Annotated in this window: 16 protein-coding genes and 2 pseudogenes; 3 read left to right on the top strand and 15 right to left on the bottom strand. The window is 40.8% G+C overall.

Annotated elements, in window-relative coordinates:
• The 3 genes and pseudogenes from ACWXW9_RS28515 to ACWXW9_RS28505 all read left to right on the top strand — a co-directional run.
• A pseudogene (locus ACWXW9_RS28515) lies at positions 1-1,852 on the top strand (adhesin); the annotation flags it as partial.
• Between the two features lies 1 nt (position 1,853).
• The gene (locus tag ACWXW9_RS28510) at positions 1,854-2,342 is read left to right on the top strand and encodes a hypothetical protein (RefSeq protein ID WP_494932128.1); all 489 of its coding nucleotides are present in this window, start codon (positions 1,854-1,856) and stop codon (positions 2,340-2,342) included.
• Positions 2,343-2,613: 271 nt separating this feature from the next.
• Positions 2,614-2,901: a hypothetical protein gene (locus ACWXW9_RS28505; protein ID WP_494932127.1), complete on the top strand. Its 288-nt coding sequence runs from the start codon at positions 2,614-2,616 to the stop codon at positions 2,899-2,901.
• 28 nt (positions 2,902-2,929) lie between these two features.
• On the opposite strand, the gene ACWXW9_RS28500 is transcribed toward ACWXW9_RS28505, so the two are convergent.
• The 15 genes and pseudogenes from ACWXW9_RS28500 to ACWXW9_RS28430 form a co-directional block, all read right to left on the bottom strand.
• The gene (locus ACWXW9_RS28500) at positions 2,930-4,552 is read right to left on the bottom strand and encodes a recombinase family protein (protein ID WP_494932126.1); all 1,623 of its coding nucleotides are present in this window, start codon (positions 4,550-4,552) and stop codon (positions 2,930-2,932) included.
• 90 nt (positions 4,553-4,642) lie between these two features.
• The gene (locus ACWXW9_RS28495; RefSeq protein WP_346780033.1) at positions 4,643-4,768 is read right to left on the bottom strand and encodes an SHOCT domain-containing protein; all 126 of its coding nucleotides are present in this window, start codon (positions 4,766-4,768) and stop codon (positions 4,643-4,645) included.
• A gap of 63 nt (positions 4,769-4,831) precedes the next feature.
• Positions 4,832-5,983, bottom strand: a complete 1,152-nt coding sequence (locus tag ACWXW9_RS28490; RefSeq protein WP_494932125.1) for a hypothetical protein — start codon at positions 5,981-5,983, stop codon at positions 4,832-4,834.
• A complete protein-coding gene (locus ACWXW9_RS28485) occupies positions 5,980-6,270 on the bottom strand; it encodes a hypothetical protein (protein ID WP_494932124.1) in 291 nt (96 codons plus the stop codon). The genes ACWXW9_RS28490 and ACWXW9_RS28485 overlap by 4 nt, the downstream gene beginning before the upstream one ends.
• A complete protein-coding gene (locus ACWXW9_RS28480; protein ID WP_494932123.1) occupies positions 6,270-6,581 on the bottom strand; it encodes a phage head-tail connector protein in 312 nt (103 codons plus the stop codon). The genes ACWXW9_RS28485 and ACWXW9_RS28480 overlap by 1 nt, the downstream gene beginning before the upstream one ends.
• Positions 6,574-6,792 (bottom strand): hypothetical protein, encoded by a 219-nt coding sequence (locus ACWXW9_RS28475; RefSeq protein WP_494932122.1) that lies wholly within the window; start codon positions 6,790-6,792, stop codon positions 6,574-6,576. The genes ACWXW9_RS28480 and ACWXW9_RS28475 overlap by 8 nt, the downstream gene beginning before the upstream one ends.
• 99 nt (positions 6,793-6,891) lie before the next feature.
• Positions 6,892-7,722: a phage major capsid protein gene (locus ACWXW9_RS28470; protein WP_494932121.1), complete on the bottom strand. Its 831-nt coding sequence runs from the start codon at positions 7,720-7,722 to the stop codon at positions 6,892-6,894.
• A 27-nt stretch (positions 7,723-7,749) separates the two neighbouring features.
• Positions 7,750-8,367 (bottom strand): DUF4355 domain-containing protein, encoded by a 618-nt coding sequence (locus ACWXW9_RS28465; RefSeq protein ID WP_494932120.1) that lies wholly within the window; start codon positions 8,365-8,367, stop codon positions 7,750-7,752.
• 405 nt (positions 8,368-8,772) lie between these two features.
• Positions 8,773-9,153 carry a cysteine-rich VLP protein gene (locus ACWXW9_RS28460; protein ID WP_494932119.1) on the bottom strand — a complete coding sequence of 127 codons (381 nt, stop codon included), beginning with the start codon at positions 9,151-9,153 and terminating at the stop codon, positions 8,773-8,775.
• The gene (locus ACWXW9_RS28455; protein WP_494932118.1) at positions 9,143-10,450 is read right to left on the bottom strand and encodes a phage portal protein; all 1,308 of its coding nucleotides are present in this window, start codon (positions 10,448-10,450) and stop codon (positions 9,143-9,145) included. The genes ACWXW9_RS28460 and ACWXW9_RS28455 overlap by 11 nt, the downstream gene beginning before the upstream one ends.
• A gap of 161 nt (positions 10,451-10,611) precedes the next feature.
• Entirely contained in the window at positions 10,612-11,118 is a 507-nt protein-coding gene (locus tag ACWXW9_RS28450; protein WP_494932117.1) for a DUF6985 domain-containing protein, read from the bottom strand.
• A gap of 167 nt (positions 11,119-11,285) precedes the next feature.
• Positions 11,286-11,975, bottom strand: coding sequence for a phage terminase large subunit (terL, locus tag ACWXW9_RS28445; protein WP_494932116.1), 690 nt, complete (start codon positions 11,973-11,975; stop codon positions 11,286-11,288).
• 64 nt (positions 11,976-12,039) lie between these two features.
• Positions 12,040-12,837, bottom strand: coding sequence for a hypothetical protein (locus tag ACWXW9_RS28440; protein ID WP_494932115.1), 798 nt, complete (start codon positions 12,835-12,837; stop codon positions 12,040-12,042).
• Between the two features lie 176 nt (positions 12,838-13,013).
• Complete coding sequence (locus ACWXW9_RS28435; RefSeq protein WP_494932114.1) at positions 13,014-13,859, bottom strand: tyrosine-type recombinase/integrase; 846 nt, start codon at positions 13,857-13,859, stop codon at positions 13,014-13,016.
• Positions 13,860-14,017: 158 nt separating this feature from the next.
• Positions 14,018-14,395 (bottom strand): annotated as a pseudogene (locus tag ACWXW9_RS28430) (transposase); the annotation flags it as partial.

Raw genomic sequence — 14,395 nt, 5'->3', positions numbered from 1 at the left:
CGAGACAGATACCAAAGCCCCGGTAATTTATCAGGAAGGTACGGTGAAAGCTCCCATTTTTGTAGCTGACCTCCCTCCTGTCCCTGAACCGCCGTTAATGAGCATCAAAGCTTATGAGGCCGCACAAACCGCAACAGCCAAGAGCAGCCAAGCCCCTACTCCTAAAGCAAAAGTTACGACTCCAGCAGCGCTTCAACAGGCCAATGCTTTGATGGGTACGATATCAAAACTGTTAGGCTCCATTCCAGCAGTGGGGAACGTAGCCAGTGTGTTGTTGAATACTGTTGGTGGGCCAGCAGGTAAAGTGGCGGCAACGGTGTTACAAGCAACTGGAGCCATCCCTATTCGTAGTAAAGGAACGCCAACGGTTGGAGGCAGTAAAGAAACAGGGTTGCACCCACTCAAACACTTGGCTGGTTTAGCCCTTGAGGGACTGATTAGCCAATATGAGCATGAGCAAGCGAGACAAGCCTATTATAGCAAGTGGATTTTAGGTAAAGTATATACGAGTGCGCGTCATTTGGCAGATTCCGGTGGCCCACTGGAACTGGTGCAGAACCTACTGAAAGAATCAAATGCTATGGCTCATGCCTATCAGCAAGTTCCTAAAAGTGTTCGAGATAAAATGCTCAGGGATTATAAGGAAAAACAACGCCTTCAGGCAGCGCAAACACAGAAACATGAGAATCCAAAACTTGCACTATGGAGAGAAAGAAAAACTAGGGAGTATACTTCATATTGGAATCAAGCTGATTATTTTACAGCCAACTGGTGGCAGGATGAAGGTAAGCTAAAGCAAGCTGAGCAAGCACTACGCACTGAAATTACAATGCAGCGCAAACTATCACTGTATGATATTAAAGACCCCAATAAAATGGCTGCCATCCAGCGCATCGTCAACACAAAGCGAACACAAGTATGGGATGAAGGAACCCTAAATGCCATAGAAAATGGATTAGTAGCTATGGGGGTAGACTCAACAAATGCTATTGAGTTGGACAAAGAGAAAATGGATGCACTCATTGCTCGATACAATCAGGGCTTCATCGGACAAAAATCCGGAGATTACATGGAGAGGACAGGCCTAAGCGATTTAATTGAGGAAACAACCTATGGGGTTGTAGGAGCTCGTATCGGTATGGAGTCGGTCGGAAGGCCTTCTGCTAGACCTAACCAGCCACCTATTGTAGAGAAGCCACCTGTAAAGCCCAACCCAAAAGGTGGTCCAGGTATAAACAGACCGATTGATGAGTTTAATGATTCGCCGATTTATAATGAGGCAAATTTTAGCAGACCTAAAGAGTCGCCTAAACTACCGAATTCGAGCAAGCCTCCTGAAGGTACGCCAAAAGCTTCTAATGTTGGTAGTGTAGTCAAGAGTGGAAATAAAACGAAATATACAAACCCTGCTGGTAATGAATTAACTTGGGTTGACCAACATCCGAAAAATATTAATCGGGATATTGATAATGCTTTAAATAGTTCAAACGTTGGTAAAGCAACTGAGGCAAAGGTTGCAGATTTTGTACGAAAAGAAAAAGAAGTAACAGGGTTTGGACAGAAGGTTTTAAAAGATAATGGTGAAGCTGCTGGTGACTTAGATGTAGTTACAAAAGAGGTGATTATCGAAGTCAAAGCATCAATTAAAGCGGTAAAGGACGACCAATTTAATAAGTTGACTCATACAAATCAAGATTATTTCTTTAATCCCGATAAGAAAAATGTTATTTTGTATATCGATAAGCCTATGACTAATCTAAGACCTGAACACAAAATAATGCTAGAAAACATTAAATCTAAAGGAGTTACTATTGTTAACTCATTAGATGAGTTGAAGGAGGTTCTAAAGTAGGATGGGAACGTCAGCCTATATATTAATGAGTCAAAAAAAATATTCGCCTGAGCGACTTTTAGCTGATTCAATTATTTCTACTTTTCATGCAGATGTAATGCTGAACTTTCATAACAGTAAAAATTTTGGGAATAATGGACAACTTCTTTCTACAACATTGAATATCAATGATAAAATGGTACGAGAAAATAATTATTCGTTTATTTTTTATGTGGATTCAATGGATAATCCAAATCTTAATTTTTACTATAACGAGGATGTAGGCCTAGATTCTAAAAATAAACTTTACCAAGTAGGATGTATTGAGGATGTTTATGGTGTTGAAGAGTTAGTATTGCGGTTCATTTATGAATACCTCAAAATAAACCCAGATGATTACTTCTGGGTTGCAGATTATGATTGGGTTTACAGTTGGGAGGACATGCAGAAATTAAAATCCCAACCCTATGACCCAGACTGGTGTTATAAAAACCCAAAACTAATTTTCTGATGACCATTTAAAAAATATGAGTTTACTTTTTATAACAAAGAATCATTCAATACAACCAACCAAACGATAAAAAACTTGACAAAAACACTTGATAAACTTTCAAAAGCTTATTCTAAACTTGAACCTTTAAGTGAGGAATGAGCTTTTTAGCTTGCCCAAACCCAAAGGAGGAAGAAACAGTCCCAATCGCCTAAACTAAAACAATGACTTGCCATCCCTCCCCATCAGAGTTAACATACACACACTTCAACCACGGGAGGGAAAATGTACTATGTCAAATTGGCCAGATTGGTTTCTCGAAGCATTACGCCAACGTTTTTATCAATTAGAACTTGCCAGTGAACAACAGACTTCATGTTTATCTGAGGACAAAAATCTATTCACTCAAATGGATCAATTCAAAACCAACCAAAACGAAGATATCCAACGTCTGTTATCTGAATGGGAAGAAGCCATAGGCTATCAGCTAAGTCAGGACAAGCAATCCATCTATATGGAAGGAGTTAAAGACGGGATTCGATTGATTGTTCCCGTCATACAACCCACAGTTACTCGTTAGCTTTTGATCACTTTAGTCTATGATTTTTTTAGTCCAATATTTCATCTATGTCCATTCCACTTTTCAAGGTAAAAACAAAATGCGCTGGTGAGAGAATGGTTATCTTCTCCACCAACGCATTAAATAGGTTATCATCAAATTGTTCCAGTATATCTTGCCGCGAGTTTAAAAGTTGAATAATCTCATCGACACGTTCCTTAATTTTCGCTTGCTGCTCATGCTCCTGCTCCAGTGTCAGCTTCTGTTGTCGCAGCTCGTTGAGTTCTTTGGAAAGTCTGTTCGTTTCTTCATCATAAACCGTCTCATCAATTTGATTTCGCAGCTTGAGATTCACCAGTTCCTTCAAATCCGATTTCAATTGGTGCATCTGTCCTTCGATGTCCAATAGCGGTTCTTGCCCTACTTTGCTAGAAAGTGCCGATTCAATATTCCCTTTCAGCGTTTTCATGAATCCTTTCTTATTCTCATACATCCGGTTGAATAATCGTACAAACGCGGAATGTAAAACTTGTTCATCGACTGATTTGGCATCACATGCTGCTTTCCCTTCATTGACATACGTTTTGCATTGCCATACTACTTTTTTGGATAGATTATTGCTGTTCCAGGTTCGGCGTTTAAAAATGGCCCCACAGCATCCACAATATACTTTGCTGCTTAGTGCATATTTACTGGAGTACCTTTTGCTCTCCCCCATCACACTCCCTTTCAGCTTGGCCCTCCGTTCCTTTTCCTTTTGCACCGCTTCAAATAGTTCCTTCGATACAATCGGTTCATGGTTGTCCTCAATTAAATATTGCTGCTCCTGTCCTTTATTCCTGATTCGTTTGTGGGTTAGAAAATCTACCGTTACCGTCTTTTGCTGAAGCAAAGCTCCGTAATATTTCTCATTCGTCAATATTAATGTAATCGAGGAATCCCACCACGTATCGCCACCCGTGACTGTTTTAATGTGATCTCGCATCAATCCTCTAGCAATCGCCTGATAGCTTTTCCCATCCAAATACTCCTCATATATCCTGCGTACAATCTCGGCTTCCTTCTCATTAATGACCAGTTCACCATGTTCATCCTTATCATAGCCGAGGAAGCGATTCGTGTTGCAGAAGACTTTGCCGTTTTGAAAGCCACGTAATATGCCCCATCGACTATTCTCAGAAATATTCCGACTCTCATCTTGGGCAAGGGAACTCAGGATGGTCAGCAATACTTCACCTGTCGTATCGAGTGTATTAATATTCTCTCGTTCAAAGAATACAGCGACTCCGAGACTTTTTAGTTCCCTTACATATTTCAATAAATCCAGTGTATTCCTAGCAAATCTTGAAATCGACTTGACCAGAATGAGATCCAGTTTACCGTTTCGAGCATCCTGTATCATCCGATTAAAGTGTGTTCTATTTTTAGTGCTGGTTCCGGTGATGCCTTCATCGGCGTAAATATCAGCCATTTCCCATTCCAAGTTGTTTTGAATGTATTGGGTATAATAATTGACTTGATTGGTATAGCTCTCCTTTTGCTCCTCGGAATCGGTACTGACTCGGCAATAGGCAGCGACTTTCTTCTTTTGAATAGATTGAATTCCCTCTACGATGTCCAACGTTTTCACGGGAACGATCACGACTTTTTTTGCAATTGCGGCTTGTGCCATAGATATTTCTCCCTTCAATATCTTCTTTATACGGTCACATGGTATAATGCTTGCGCTACATCATCAAGTCCATTTCTGCCCATGTTATAGCTACTTGAAAGATTTTTTATTCAGCTGATCGATTTCTAAAAACTCTTCTTCTGTAATTACATTTTGTGATCTCAATTGCTTTAATAGGCTCAGACTGAGCAAGTAATCAATAGATTTTCGTTGCATATGTATATGGCTCCTTTGAAATAAAAATGGCTCACCTCTAGGGCAAGCCGATAGATATAAAGCTTAGAATAAATTCTTAAGGCTAATGGTCTTTTCTATAGTAATGCTAGGATCACTTACTAAGCTGGCAGTCAGTACAAGAGCTTTATTGTTCACGCCACTACGGCTTCCTGCTTTTATCGTTACACTATTTCCTGTACTCGCTGTTATGCTCCCCATGATCGGAATTGAATCATCTCGATTTCGTAGGCTCCATTCCACCGACTGGTCAAACACTTCTGTTCCATAATCATAAATATGACTGACGTATGAGGCGCTTTGGCCTGTTTTGAGGATGGGATTACCTGTAATGGCTATCGAATAGATATGCGTTCCCGTTTCGACGACTCCCATTTCAATCGTACGCAATATCGTAGGGTGATACGTTAATTTTACGGTGATACTTGCTTGTCCCAAAGCAATGCCCATAACCTGACCGTGCTGGTCTACGCTAATTACACTCGGATCGCTTGAAATGAAAGTTATAGCTGGATTAGCCAACTCATTCCCATTATCCGTAGCGGTCACATTCAAAGATAACGTTTCGTTGAGCAACATATATTCCATTGCTCCATGGTTTATTTGTAAATCATATGTATGAGCAATCTCATATTTCCACCTGTCTGCAATATTATTTTCCACGTCATCATAAGCTGTATTTATGCTATCCAATGTGCAGTTTAACTGGATGATGCCATTCATTGTGCGGTCAATTCCAGTCACTTTAAACGGCTGATGAGTGATGTAGAATCGTTGGTTCAATGTAATGGCCCTCGTATCTGCATTGTCCTGTAAACTAACCATAATGTTTCCCTCTGGCATGGAAATAACTTTACCTGTTTCCGTTGAAAACATTCTGGCTTCTACCACAGCATCAAACCATTTCACTTGTCCATCCCAGCTCAAAGCCAGCCGTTGATTACACTTTTTCATTCTGCCTCGACAAGACAGTTCATTTTGATCCACCTGACTGGTAATTAAATACCGTTCATAACGATAATCCACGATATCTCCTGTATGTAAAGGTGTTGCTGCTCGAATAATTTTTTCATCGGTCAATTGAATGGTATCTGTCGCATCCCGGATCAGAGCAAGCTGCTTTACACTATTGATATGTACAAGCTCGCCCTTCTCTCGCAGAAAGAAATCCATCATCGGCTCTAGGCTCCGTGTCATTCCTTCACCTCCAATGCAAAATCCGACTTACAGCGATACAGGTACAACTCCACATAATCACTCCATTCTTTCATGTCCAAAATAATAAAGACATTCTTGCCAATTCGGACATAGCCGTTTAATTGCAATAGGAATTCCAACGGACAGAAAGCTCGATATGTTGTCTCCAAAGTGTAGCCATCTTCAAAAGAGAAACTTTTGCGATAAGGCTGTACATCTGCCATCACTGACAGAACAGGGTTGAAATGAGTAACATCTAAAATTTCCAGCTTCGCATCATAGAACATTAATCTGTCCCGACCTTGATTTTAGGCAGAGGAAGAGCAAATCGAATACTTTCAGGAATGCCTGATTCATAGGTGGCTGAGCGTTCACCTTCCTGCTTATTTTTAAGTCCAACCGAATCCCGATTTTTAAATAGATACACCGCATAATCAACCATGGCATCATCGTATTCCATAGGCAGTATTGCGACATTACAATACCCAAGAATATTACCCTTGGCTTTATTCAAATAGTGGATCAGGATATCATCCTTAGATATGTCTGTTGGTTCCATACCTAATAATCGTTTCATCAAATCCATTAACTCACTCATGTGCTGGCTCCTGTTCTTCCTTTATCTGTGCCTTCTCGGTACGTTTCATATTCTTGGCAGCTTGAACTTTCGTTTGGGCTGCTTCTTGCTTAGTCTCATCTGGTTGGGGTTCCTCCACTTGCTCATAATGCCCACTGCCCTGTAACCGCAGCACCAGCTCCTGATCCGTGACTTCCCATGTGCAGCCTGTTTCTTGATTCAAAAACCACATCTTTTTATCCCTCCAAAAAATAAAAATGGGGCATCCAAAACGGATACCCCGAACGTGTTTCTTCTATTATAATGTGTTCTCATATCATCCTATTTTCAATTAAGACTTATTGGCCGTGAGTACAGCGAGAGCTTCCGGCTTGATACATTTGGCTCCAAACACTTGTAACCCTTTCACTGCATCCGAAAATTGTTTCTCTGGTCTGAAGGCTTCCACTGAATCCACTTGACCCGCAAAAGAAATGGCACTCTTATGACCCGCAATAATTTTATACTTGGCTCCTCCGGTATTCGGCACATTGTTGGATTTGTAAATCGTCATGCCATCGATATCCCCTACATAACCCGTACGGATGATATTTGAGTCTTTCGTGAAACGGGCATCTTTCAAGAGCAAACCATAGTACCATGCAGGAACCACAACAAATCGTTCCGATTCAGGTACATTATTTTCGTCCAATAGTACGCCTAGATCAATGAGCAAATCATAGGCTGTATCTTTCGTTGGAACAATAGGCGCGGTGTCGTTGTCTATCGTATTCTCAGCTTTAACCTCCGTATAAAATCCTGCAAGATACTGATCCACTACATTGGCGAGTCCATAGGAAGCTTCCACAATTCCACCATCCAGCAGATTTACATTCGCTTGAGCATCATCTACATCATCCACCTGAAAATTGAAATACTTGGCCTGATCAATCACCAGCGTTTTTTGTGTAGCATCCAGTTCCTGCGGATTCCCGATTCCAGCCACTTTGTCATAGTTGCCAATGGTTACTGCCCCAATTGAATTAATTTTTACCGTTGAGCCTTGACCTTTAATGTCACCTTCATAATCGGTGTTGACCACATTACCGTACACCAAATTCTTCTTCAAACTTTCATTTAAACGTGCGCTCCAAATCGTAGGAATAAAATGTTGTACTGTCATATCTATTCACCTTGTCCTTTTCGTTTATTATTGTTTGTTTTGTAATGCTTGCTTGACTTGATCCCAATGCTGATTAATCTCGTTTTGGGACATTCCTTTGATCGAATCCAATGTAAATGTGCTACCTGTTGAACCAGCCGGAGGTGTGTAGCCATCTCCTTTGAGTCGTTGCTCGACTTGCTGTTGAATTGCCAGTTGTAACGATTGTTCCAACATAGCTAAATTTGCTGTCGTTGCATCTTCATCTGCACCAATAAAAAAATCCACTAACGGGAGTGGAAGTTTCTTCTCGGATGCTATTTTTACCGCTTGGCTGGTTAACCGTTCACGCTGCTTCTCTAACTTCATGTGCTCTACTTCAGCACGTAGCTTCTCCACTTCAATTTCTTTTTCATCCTTAGCCGGGAATCGCTTCTTGATCTCAGCATCCACTGCATTTTCCAAATGATTGGTTTTCCATGTTTCCAGCGATTTAGCGGATCGTTTGTCTACCATGCTATCGAACCAACTTCTTGCCTCCTGATTGGATTGAATGTATTGCTCTACCCCTTTCACGCTATATGGATTCAAACCCTGAAGATACGCTTGCCATTCCTCATTCGTTTGGTTTTGTTCAATTAACTGCTTCATTTGTTCTAAATTCATTTTCGATAATCTCCTTTATTGCCCATTCGACTCTATAGAACCGAACACGCTTATGTATGTATTGAATTGAGCCGTTAATGTCATGCTCAGGACAGCAATGTAACGCTTTAGAAATCACAAAAACGAGGAAAAGGTACAAACATACCCACTCCCCACTTTTGCCTACTTTTAACCCTTTGTTTATAGGGCTTTTGGATAGCCTAAAGCGTAACACTGAACCTGTTGAGATTCGAGCTTTCGAACACGCATATGTATGTTGAATTCGTTTAACGTCATATCTGATACAATAATGTTACGCATTAGAAAACGTAAAAACGAGAAATAGATACAAACATACCAACTCCTCATTTTGGGTTGTTTTTCATCCTTAGTTTATTGGACTTTTTAAACCTCTAAAGCGTAACATCAAGCCTGTTTTTTCCTCATCTGACGCATCCGTAATTTCGACTTTTCGTTTGCATTCTTATCCTTACACTTCTCACAATATTTCTGCCGATTCGAATTGGCTGAAAATGTAGCCCCACATTTCTTACAGTTCACCCTCGGCTTCGCTATCTTAAATTCAGTCCTCGTATTCCGTTCAGACATATATTCTCGTTCCAGCTTCTCATCTGTTGGCAACATTCCATGTTCAAAATAGGTACAGCGAGGCAGAGAATCATCTTGACTAAAGAATGTACATGGGCCATCCTGTAAGCAGCAATAGTTTGGGATTCCATGTTTCGTTCCGAGATAACAAGCACAGCTATTCTTCACGAGCCGCTTAATCCTATTTTTATTCTGCATTTGATACCTCCTTATCCGTACCAACTAATCGTTGCTGCTCCCCATGAAATTTATTGAATTCCAGCTTCGGATTCTCGACAAATGGAAGCAATGTAAGCAACGTTTCCTGTGAGACCACTTCTTTCAGTTTCACAATCACATCAGCCATCCCAACCAAGTCTGTCGGCAAGTTGCGAGTAAACTTCACAGCGATATCTCGATAATCATATTGAACGCCTTCTTTAATGTGCAGAAAGGTGAAAAAATTACGTAAACGCTGCTTGATCGCCTTTTCCATTAATGCTTCACGCATCGCCACTCGATTCTCTAAATTCAGCAGCTTATTTCGCAGCGCTAAGGAAGATGTATTGCTGGCCCAATTCTCATTAAAATTAACCTGATCCATCATGTCGAAGATTTTGCGTTCAATGTTATCCAACTCATTTTTCACAAAAGAATCATTAATCTCCTTCGTAAGCCAACTTACCTTTCCTCCAGCCGGAACTTGAATAATGCCCATCTTCTTCATATTCAATAAGTCTTCAGCTTCCAACTTTGCATTCTCAATCACGAGATAGGCGTTGCGATGATCTGCAATTTCATTGACCAAATCGGAATTCAATGCGTTATAGGCATCAAATAAAGAAATCACATCATGGAAGCCACTTTTCCTCTCTGTATTAGCTGTACAGGAGATGAGCGGGACTCTTCCAAAGATGTGATTATGTTTGCCGATATATTTTAATTCAGGTGCTTGATTTTGCTTCATTTGATTGCCTTTATCATCACTACCGATTGTATAGTGTAGGATTTCATGATCGGTATACACGTCAAGGTACACATGCTTATCAAATCGACGGGTAAATTTATGTAAACCAAGTAATACGTTTTTTTCTGCCGTACCGTCCTCCAACACATAGGCATTCAATGGAGATAATACCGTAGCTGAAAACTGACCATCGGAGTCGATATAGTTCAACTCAAAGCTTTCACCAAAGATTTCAGATTGTTTCCGAAGCTGCAAATTATGCTCCTTTTCCCAATGACTCATATGTACATCTATGTTATGTATGGCTTCATCCTGATCTGACTTGGACACATAGTTTACTGGCTTACCGAGCAGATAGCCCACTTCGTTATCTACAAACTTACGTGGAAAATTGAAAATAAGCTTTTGATTGCTTCGACTTTCCTGCATCGCATAGTTCTTGAGAATAGCATGCTGACCATTGTAGTAATCTGAATATTTCTGTTTGGCTAATGCAGCCGATTGGAGTTCATTTAGACATTCAATTATGATTTGTTGAGTAATTTGCAAATACATCTTTCCTTTCAAAATAGGTTAAGTAATTGTTGCTTAAATAAATAAAAGAACCACCTTTAATAAGGTAGTTCCTTGTTGAACTAACGTGTCCCCGTTAGTTGAATCATATTTCACAAATAATTTAAAGACTCCTTAAGCCGCGACACAAGGCTTGCCTATTCGTTGCCATCGTTTTCGTTCCAAATTGCAAATTCGCCATAACCTAAATACTCACGCACCTCAAGAACCTTACTGCCCCGTATAACAATTTCCATACCATTTTCAGAGTCCCATTCCGTGCCCCCACCCAGAATTGCTCCAAATGTATTATCGTTTCTGTCGTAAGGATTTCGATAAAGATGAACTTCCCCCACGGACATAAAGGCCAAAATATCCCTACCATAAGCTTCGGCCAAGCCACCAGGATAGTCAGCCGTATCACTGGACATTTTGACGGTTTTCCATTCGCATGCTTTCTTGCATATTTCGTTAATGGTTTCATCCGGCAAATGATTCAGAACTTCTTGAATATATAACTCTGCTTCCTCTAAACTCATGTCTCCAGTACTAAAATGGTATTCAACATGACATTGGAATAAAGCAAGCAAACCAAATCCAGACAATCTGTTCTCATCTAAATGATCTTCTAATTCAACGTGTTCTAATCGAAATCTTTCAGTCACACTATTTCCCTCCTAAATATGTATGTATCCCACTTGAATATTCTAAGCCCTAATCATAACATGAATAAGCTATAACTCCATCGAAGCGACTCACTAACACCACGCATAACTGACCGTTAGCTTAACGAGATTAGATCAAAATAAAGAGTGAGTATCTAGCAAAACCCTCAAAATAACAAACTTCGATCATAAAATTTTAGACTCTTGACCGACTGAATCAGTTGGACAGCCCCATATAAACTATCTGGCGCGTCATCATATGTACAATTTCGATTGTAGTCCTTCACCTGGTTATTATATCTGAGGTTATCTGCATTGAACAGAATATGACCCTTCTTCACTTCCGGCTCCAAGCTAATAATACGTTCATGCTTCTGCCCCTTGGAATGGACACTTTCCACGGGCGTATGTATCTTCGCCTTCCATAACTCATCTTCAAACTTTTGCTTCATATAGCTTTGTGCCTGATTGACTTCAAAGCCTAGCTTATCTACAGGATAAAGCTTCAACTTCTCCATAGCTACTTGAAACAAATCATCCGGCAGCAGTTTATAAATATTTCCATCCACCACATACATCTGCTTTGTCTTTCGGTGCTGACCAATAATTGAAATGGCCGAATAGTCATTTTTCTTCCCGGCTTTAATGGCTGGATCAATGTACATCGCGATTTCCATCTCCTCAAACTCAGGCAACCTGTCCCAATACATTATATTTTGAAATATGTATTCGTCCGTTAAACGCGGATCATTTTGTAATTCTTTATAAAACGATTTTTCACCCATGGCTTGCTTCTTGCACATCAAATAATAATAGTCCAAATACTCGTTCCACAGGATTTTTGTACCTTCTAGCATTTCCTCCTCATGAGCCGTAAAAAAAGACAAAGCTGTATTGATCCTGTCCTCATCCTGCAAGTTATTAATATTGTCGTTCCCACTCTGACCACAGATCATCACGCTCTGAAAATTGAAGCACGGCTGCTTTACGAACACTTCTCACACCTGGTATCTTCCCTTTGAGCAGATCAGCCATGATGTCTTCTTCATTCAAGATGGTTCCACAGATCAGAATATTCGTATCCCTTGTGCCAATAGGCAAAATGACATCCGTAAAGGTATTTTTAATCTGTTCTCGTTTCGCTTCAGATCGTGCTGTATCTTCCTTGAGCAAATCATCCATCAATACCAGCGTAGGACGATGATGCTTATAGTGAACACCTCGCAAACTACCGTCAATCCCACGAATCATAATGCAGGAATCCAGTCCACCTTTACTCTTGAGCCATATTTCATTGTTGTTCCAGCGGCTCCCTTTGCGAATCCCAAAATCCTCAATCAGCATCTGATTGGTTTCTAGCTCATCTTTGATCATATCCAAAAACGGCAATGCAATCTGTTCTGTGGCAGATATGATCAATGTAAACTGAGATTTATCATATAAAGTCGCATACAGCGGAAATAAAAAGGAACTAATCGTTGACTTTCCATGCTCCCTTGGGAGGCCGAAAGCCGTAATCAGTCCTGTATTTGCAAGCATATGTTTTAATTCCGCGAATAGCTCTTTGTGAAATTGTCCAAACGCTCGATCAAAATATTTAGGGAAATAGGCTAAGGCGAAAAACTCAATGTCCATCTCACCAATAAGCTTGCGGAGTTCGGAGAAAGAGAACGTTTCGATCAATTGTTTCATTTTGGGCGGCTTGAAATGCTTCTCCATATACTGCTTAAGCAGTTCAGCTTGTCGTTCCTCTTCTTGCTGTATTATGTCAATTGTTCTGGCTCCTTTCTCAAATTTACTATAAAACCATCACAAAAATTTCTGCACCCTTTGCTGGCGGCTCTGTTTCTACATATAGAAGCCCCCCTCCCATCCACGACAAAAAGAGTGGCTGCTTACCACTCGATATTTGCCAAGGCTTCAGCCATATCCTGCTGTGTTGTTAGGGTATAAATATTGGTGGTTGCTACGTGATCATGTCCAAGGATTTGCTGGATTGTCGTCAAAGGAGTCGATTTTACCAGCTTATAGCCAAGCGTATGTCTGAGCATATGTGGTGTCACCTTTACATTGACCCGATCCCCATATTTGTTCAGGATCAGGTTTACCGCATTTCGCTCTAATGCCCCACGCTGCCCCATACATAGATATTCTGATTCCACTTGTGGTCTGACTTCGAGATACCGAGTAACGGCTTTTCGCACATCCTTATTCAATGGTACGGTACGGAAGGAGTTCCCCTTACCAAGTACCTTCAATATCCCCTTGCGTTCCGTCATTTCGATATCCCTGAGCTTGATGCCAACCAGTTCGCTTACCCGTATCCCAGTTCCCAGCAACAATTCAATCATACAGATATGCATCCGATTGCCCATCCGGTGAATTTCATTTCTCAGCTTCCACAAATCCTTTTCCTCAAGACCCTTATACTGCCGAACAACCTTGTTCCTGACCGCTTCGATATGTATTTCTTCCTTTATATAGCCTTGCTGGTGCATCCACTGTGCAAATACGTTGACGCTGGCGATCTTGCGGTTGATGGTGAGTATCGCTTGATTGGTGCTTTGCAGATACTTCTTATACTCTACGCCATCCAGTTCAATCCACTTGTCTAGTCCATATTCCGTTTTCCTTTGATACCAGGCTATAAATTGCAATACATCCCTAATATAGCAGGAAACCGTATTTTCACTCCGATCCTTGCTCCGTAAATATGCTTCAAACCCTTGAATATACTCCATATTACCCCCACCCTTCGCTTGTGTGTCACATCATACCGTTGATGTGGGGCAAAGTCCACTCCATCCATAACCTATCTTATGCACTGATTCTGGCTACTTTTGGGGCTAATTCAGGGCTGAAACTGGCGTTTATCTATACAAATATTGACGACATAACGTTATGGCTGTGAATCATCTGGCTCCATATATCCTTCCTCAATCTCGACCGATTCCTCAATAGCTTCATAGTCGGCATCCACCACATCCGCTTCGATCATATCCAGAAATAGCTGCTTCCGTTCCTGTTCCAGTGCCTTCGTATTGACCACTAGCTCACGTCGATCATTCCAATCGTTTGGGGCGCGATTTTTCAAGTAAAAGATCATCGCTGTCGGATTGGGAGGCTGATATCGTTTTACCTTCTCGATACGCGTCTTCTTTTTTCCATTTTTGTCCTCTTCGACTATTGTTTTTATTTCTTCATATTCATACCCCGTAGCTGCTTTCAAAAGTGAATTTTCTACGTGGGATATGGGGACAGATTTGCTCCATTTGAC

This window comes from Paenibacillus sp. LT-B23 (genome assembly GCF_059417685.1).
This window is presented reverse-complemented; position numbering and strand designations above follow the sequence as displayed.

Coding starts and splice junctions, on each gene's coding strand:
- ACWXW9_RS28440 (WP_494932115.1), bottom strand. CDS start 12,837: ATGGAGAAGCATTTCAAGCCGCCCAAAATGAAACAATTGATCGAAACG.
- ACWXW9_RS28510 (WP_494932128.1), top strand. CDS start 1,854: ATGGGAACGTCAGCCTATATATTAATGAGTCAAAAAAAATATTCGCCT.
- ACWXW9_RS28470 (WP_494932121.1), bottom strand. CDS start 7,722: ATGACAGTACAACATTTTATTCCTACGATTTGGAGCGCACGTTTAAAT.
- ACWXW9_RS28475 (WP_494932122.1), bottom strand. CDS start 6,792: ATGTGGTTTTTGAATCAAGAAACAGGCTGCACATGGGAAGTCACGGAT.
- ACWXW9_RS28460 (WP_494932119.1), bottom strand. CDS start 9,153: ATGCAGAATAAAAATAGGATTAAGCGGCTCGTGAAGAATAGCTGTGCT.
- ACWXW9_RS28480 (WP_494932123.1), bottom strand. CDS start 6,581: ATGAGTGAGTTAATGGATTTGATGAAACGATTATTAGGTATGGAACCA.
- ACWXW9_RS28485 (WP_494932124.1), bottom strand. CDS start 6,270: ATGTTCTATGATGCGAAGCTGGAAATTTTAGATGTTACTCATTTCAAC.
- ACWXW9_RS28435 (WP_494932114.1), bottom strand. CDS start 13,859: ATGGAGTATATTCAAGGGTTTGAAGCATATTTACGGAGCAAGGATCGG.
- ACWXW9_RS28495 (WP_346780033.1), bottom strand. CDS start 4,768: ATGCAACGAAAATCTATTGATTACTTGCTCAGTCTGAGCCTATTAAAG.
- ACWXW9_RS28505 (WP_494932127.1), top strand. CDS start 2,614: ATGTCAAATTGGCCAGATTGGTTTCTCGAAGCATTACGCCAACGTTTT.
- terL (WP_494932116.1), bottom strand. CDS start 11,975: ATGCTAGAAGGTACAAAAATCCTGTGGAACGAGTATTTGGACTATTAT.
- ACWXW9_RS28500 (WP_494932126.1), bottom strand. CDS start 4,552: ATGGCACAAGCCGCAATTGCAAAAAAAGTCGTGATCGTTCCCGTGAAA.
- ACWXW9_RS28490 (WP_494932125.1), bottom strand. CDS start 5,983: ATGACACGGAGCCTAGAGCCGATGATGGATTTCTTTCTGCGAGAGAAG.
- ACWXW9_RS28465 (WP_494932120.1), bottom strand. CDS start 8,367: ATGAATTTAGAACAAATGAAGCAGTTAATTGAACAAAACCAAACGAAT.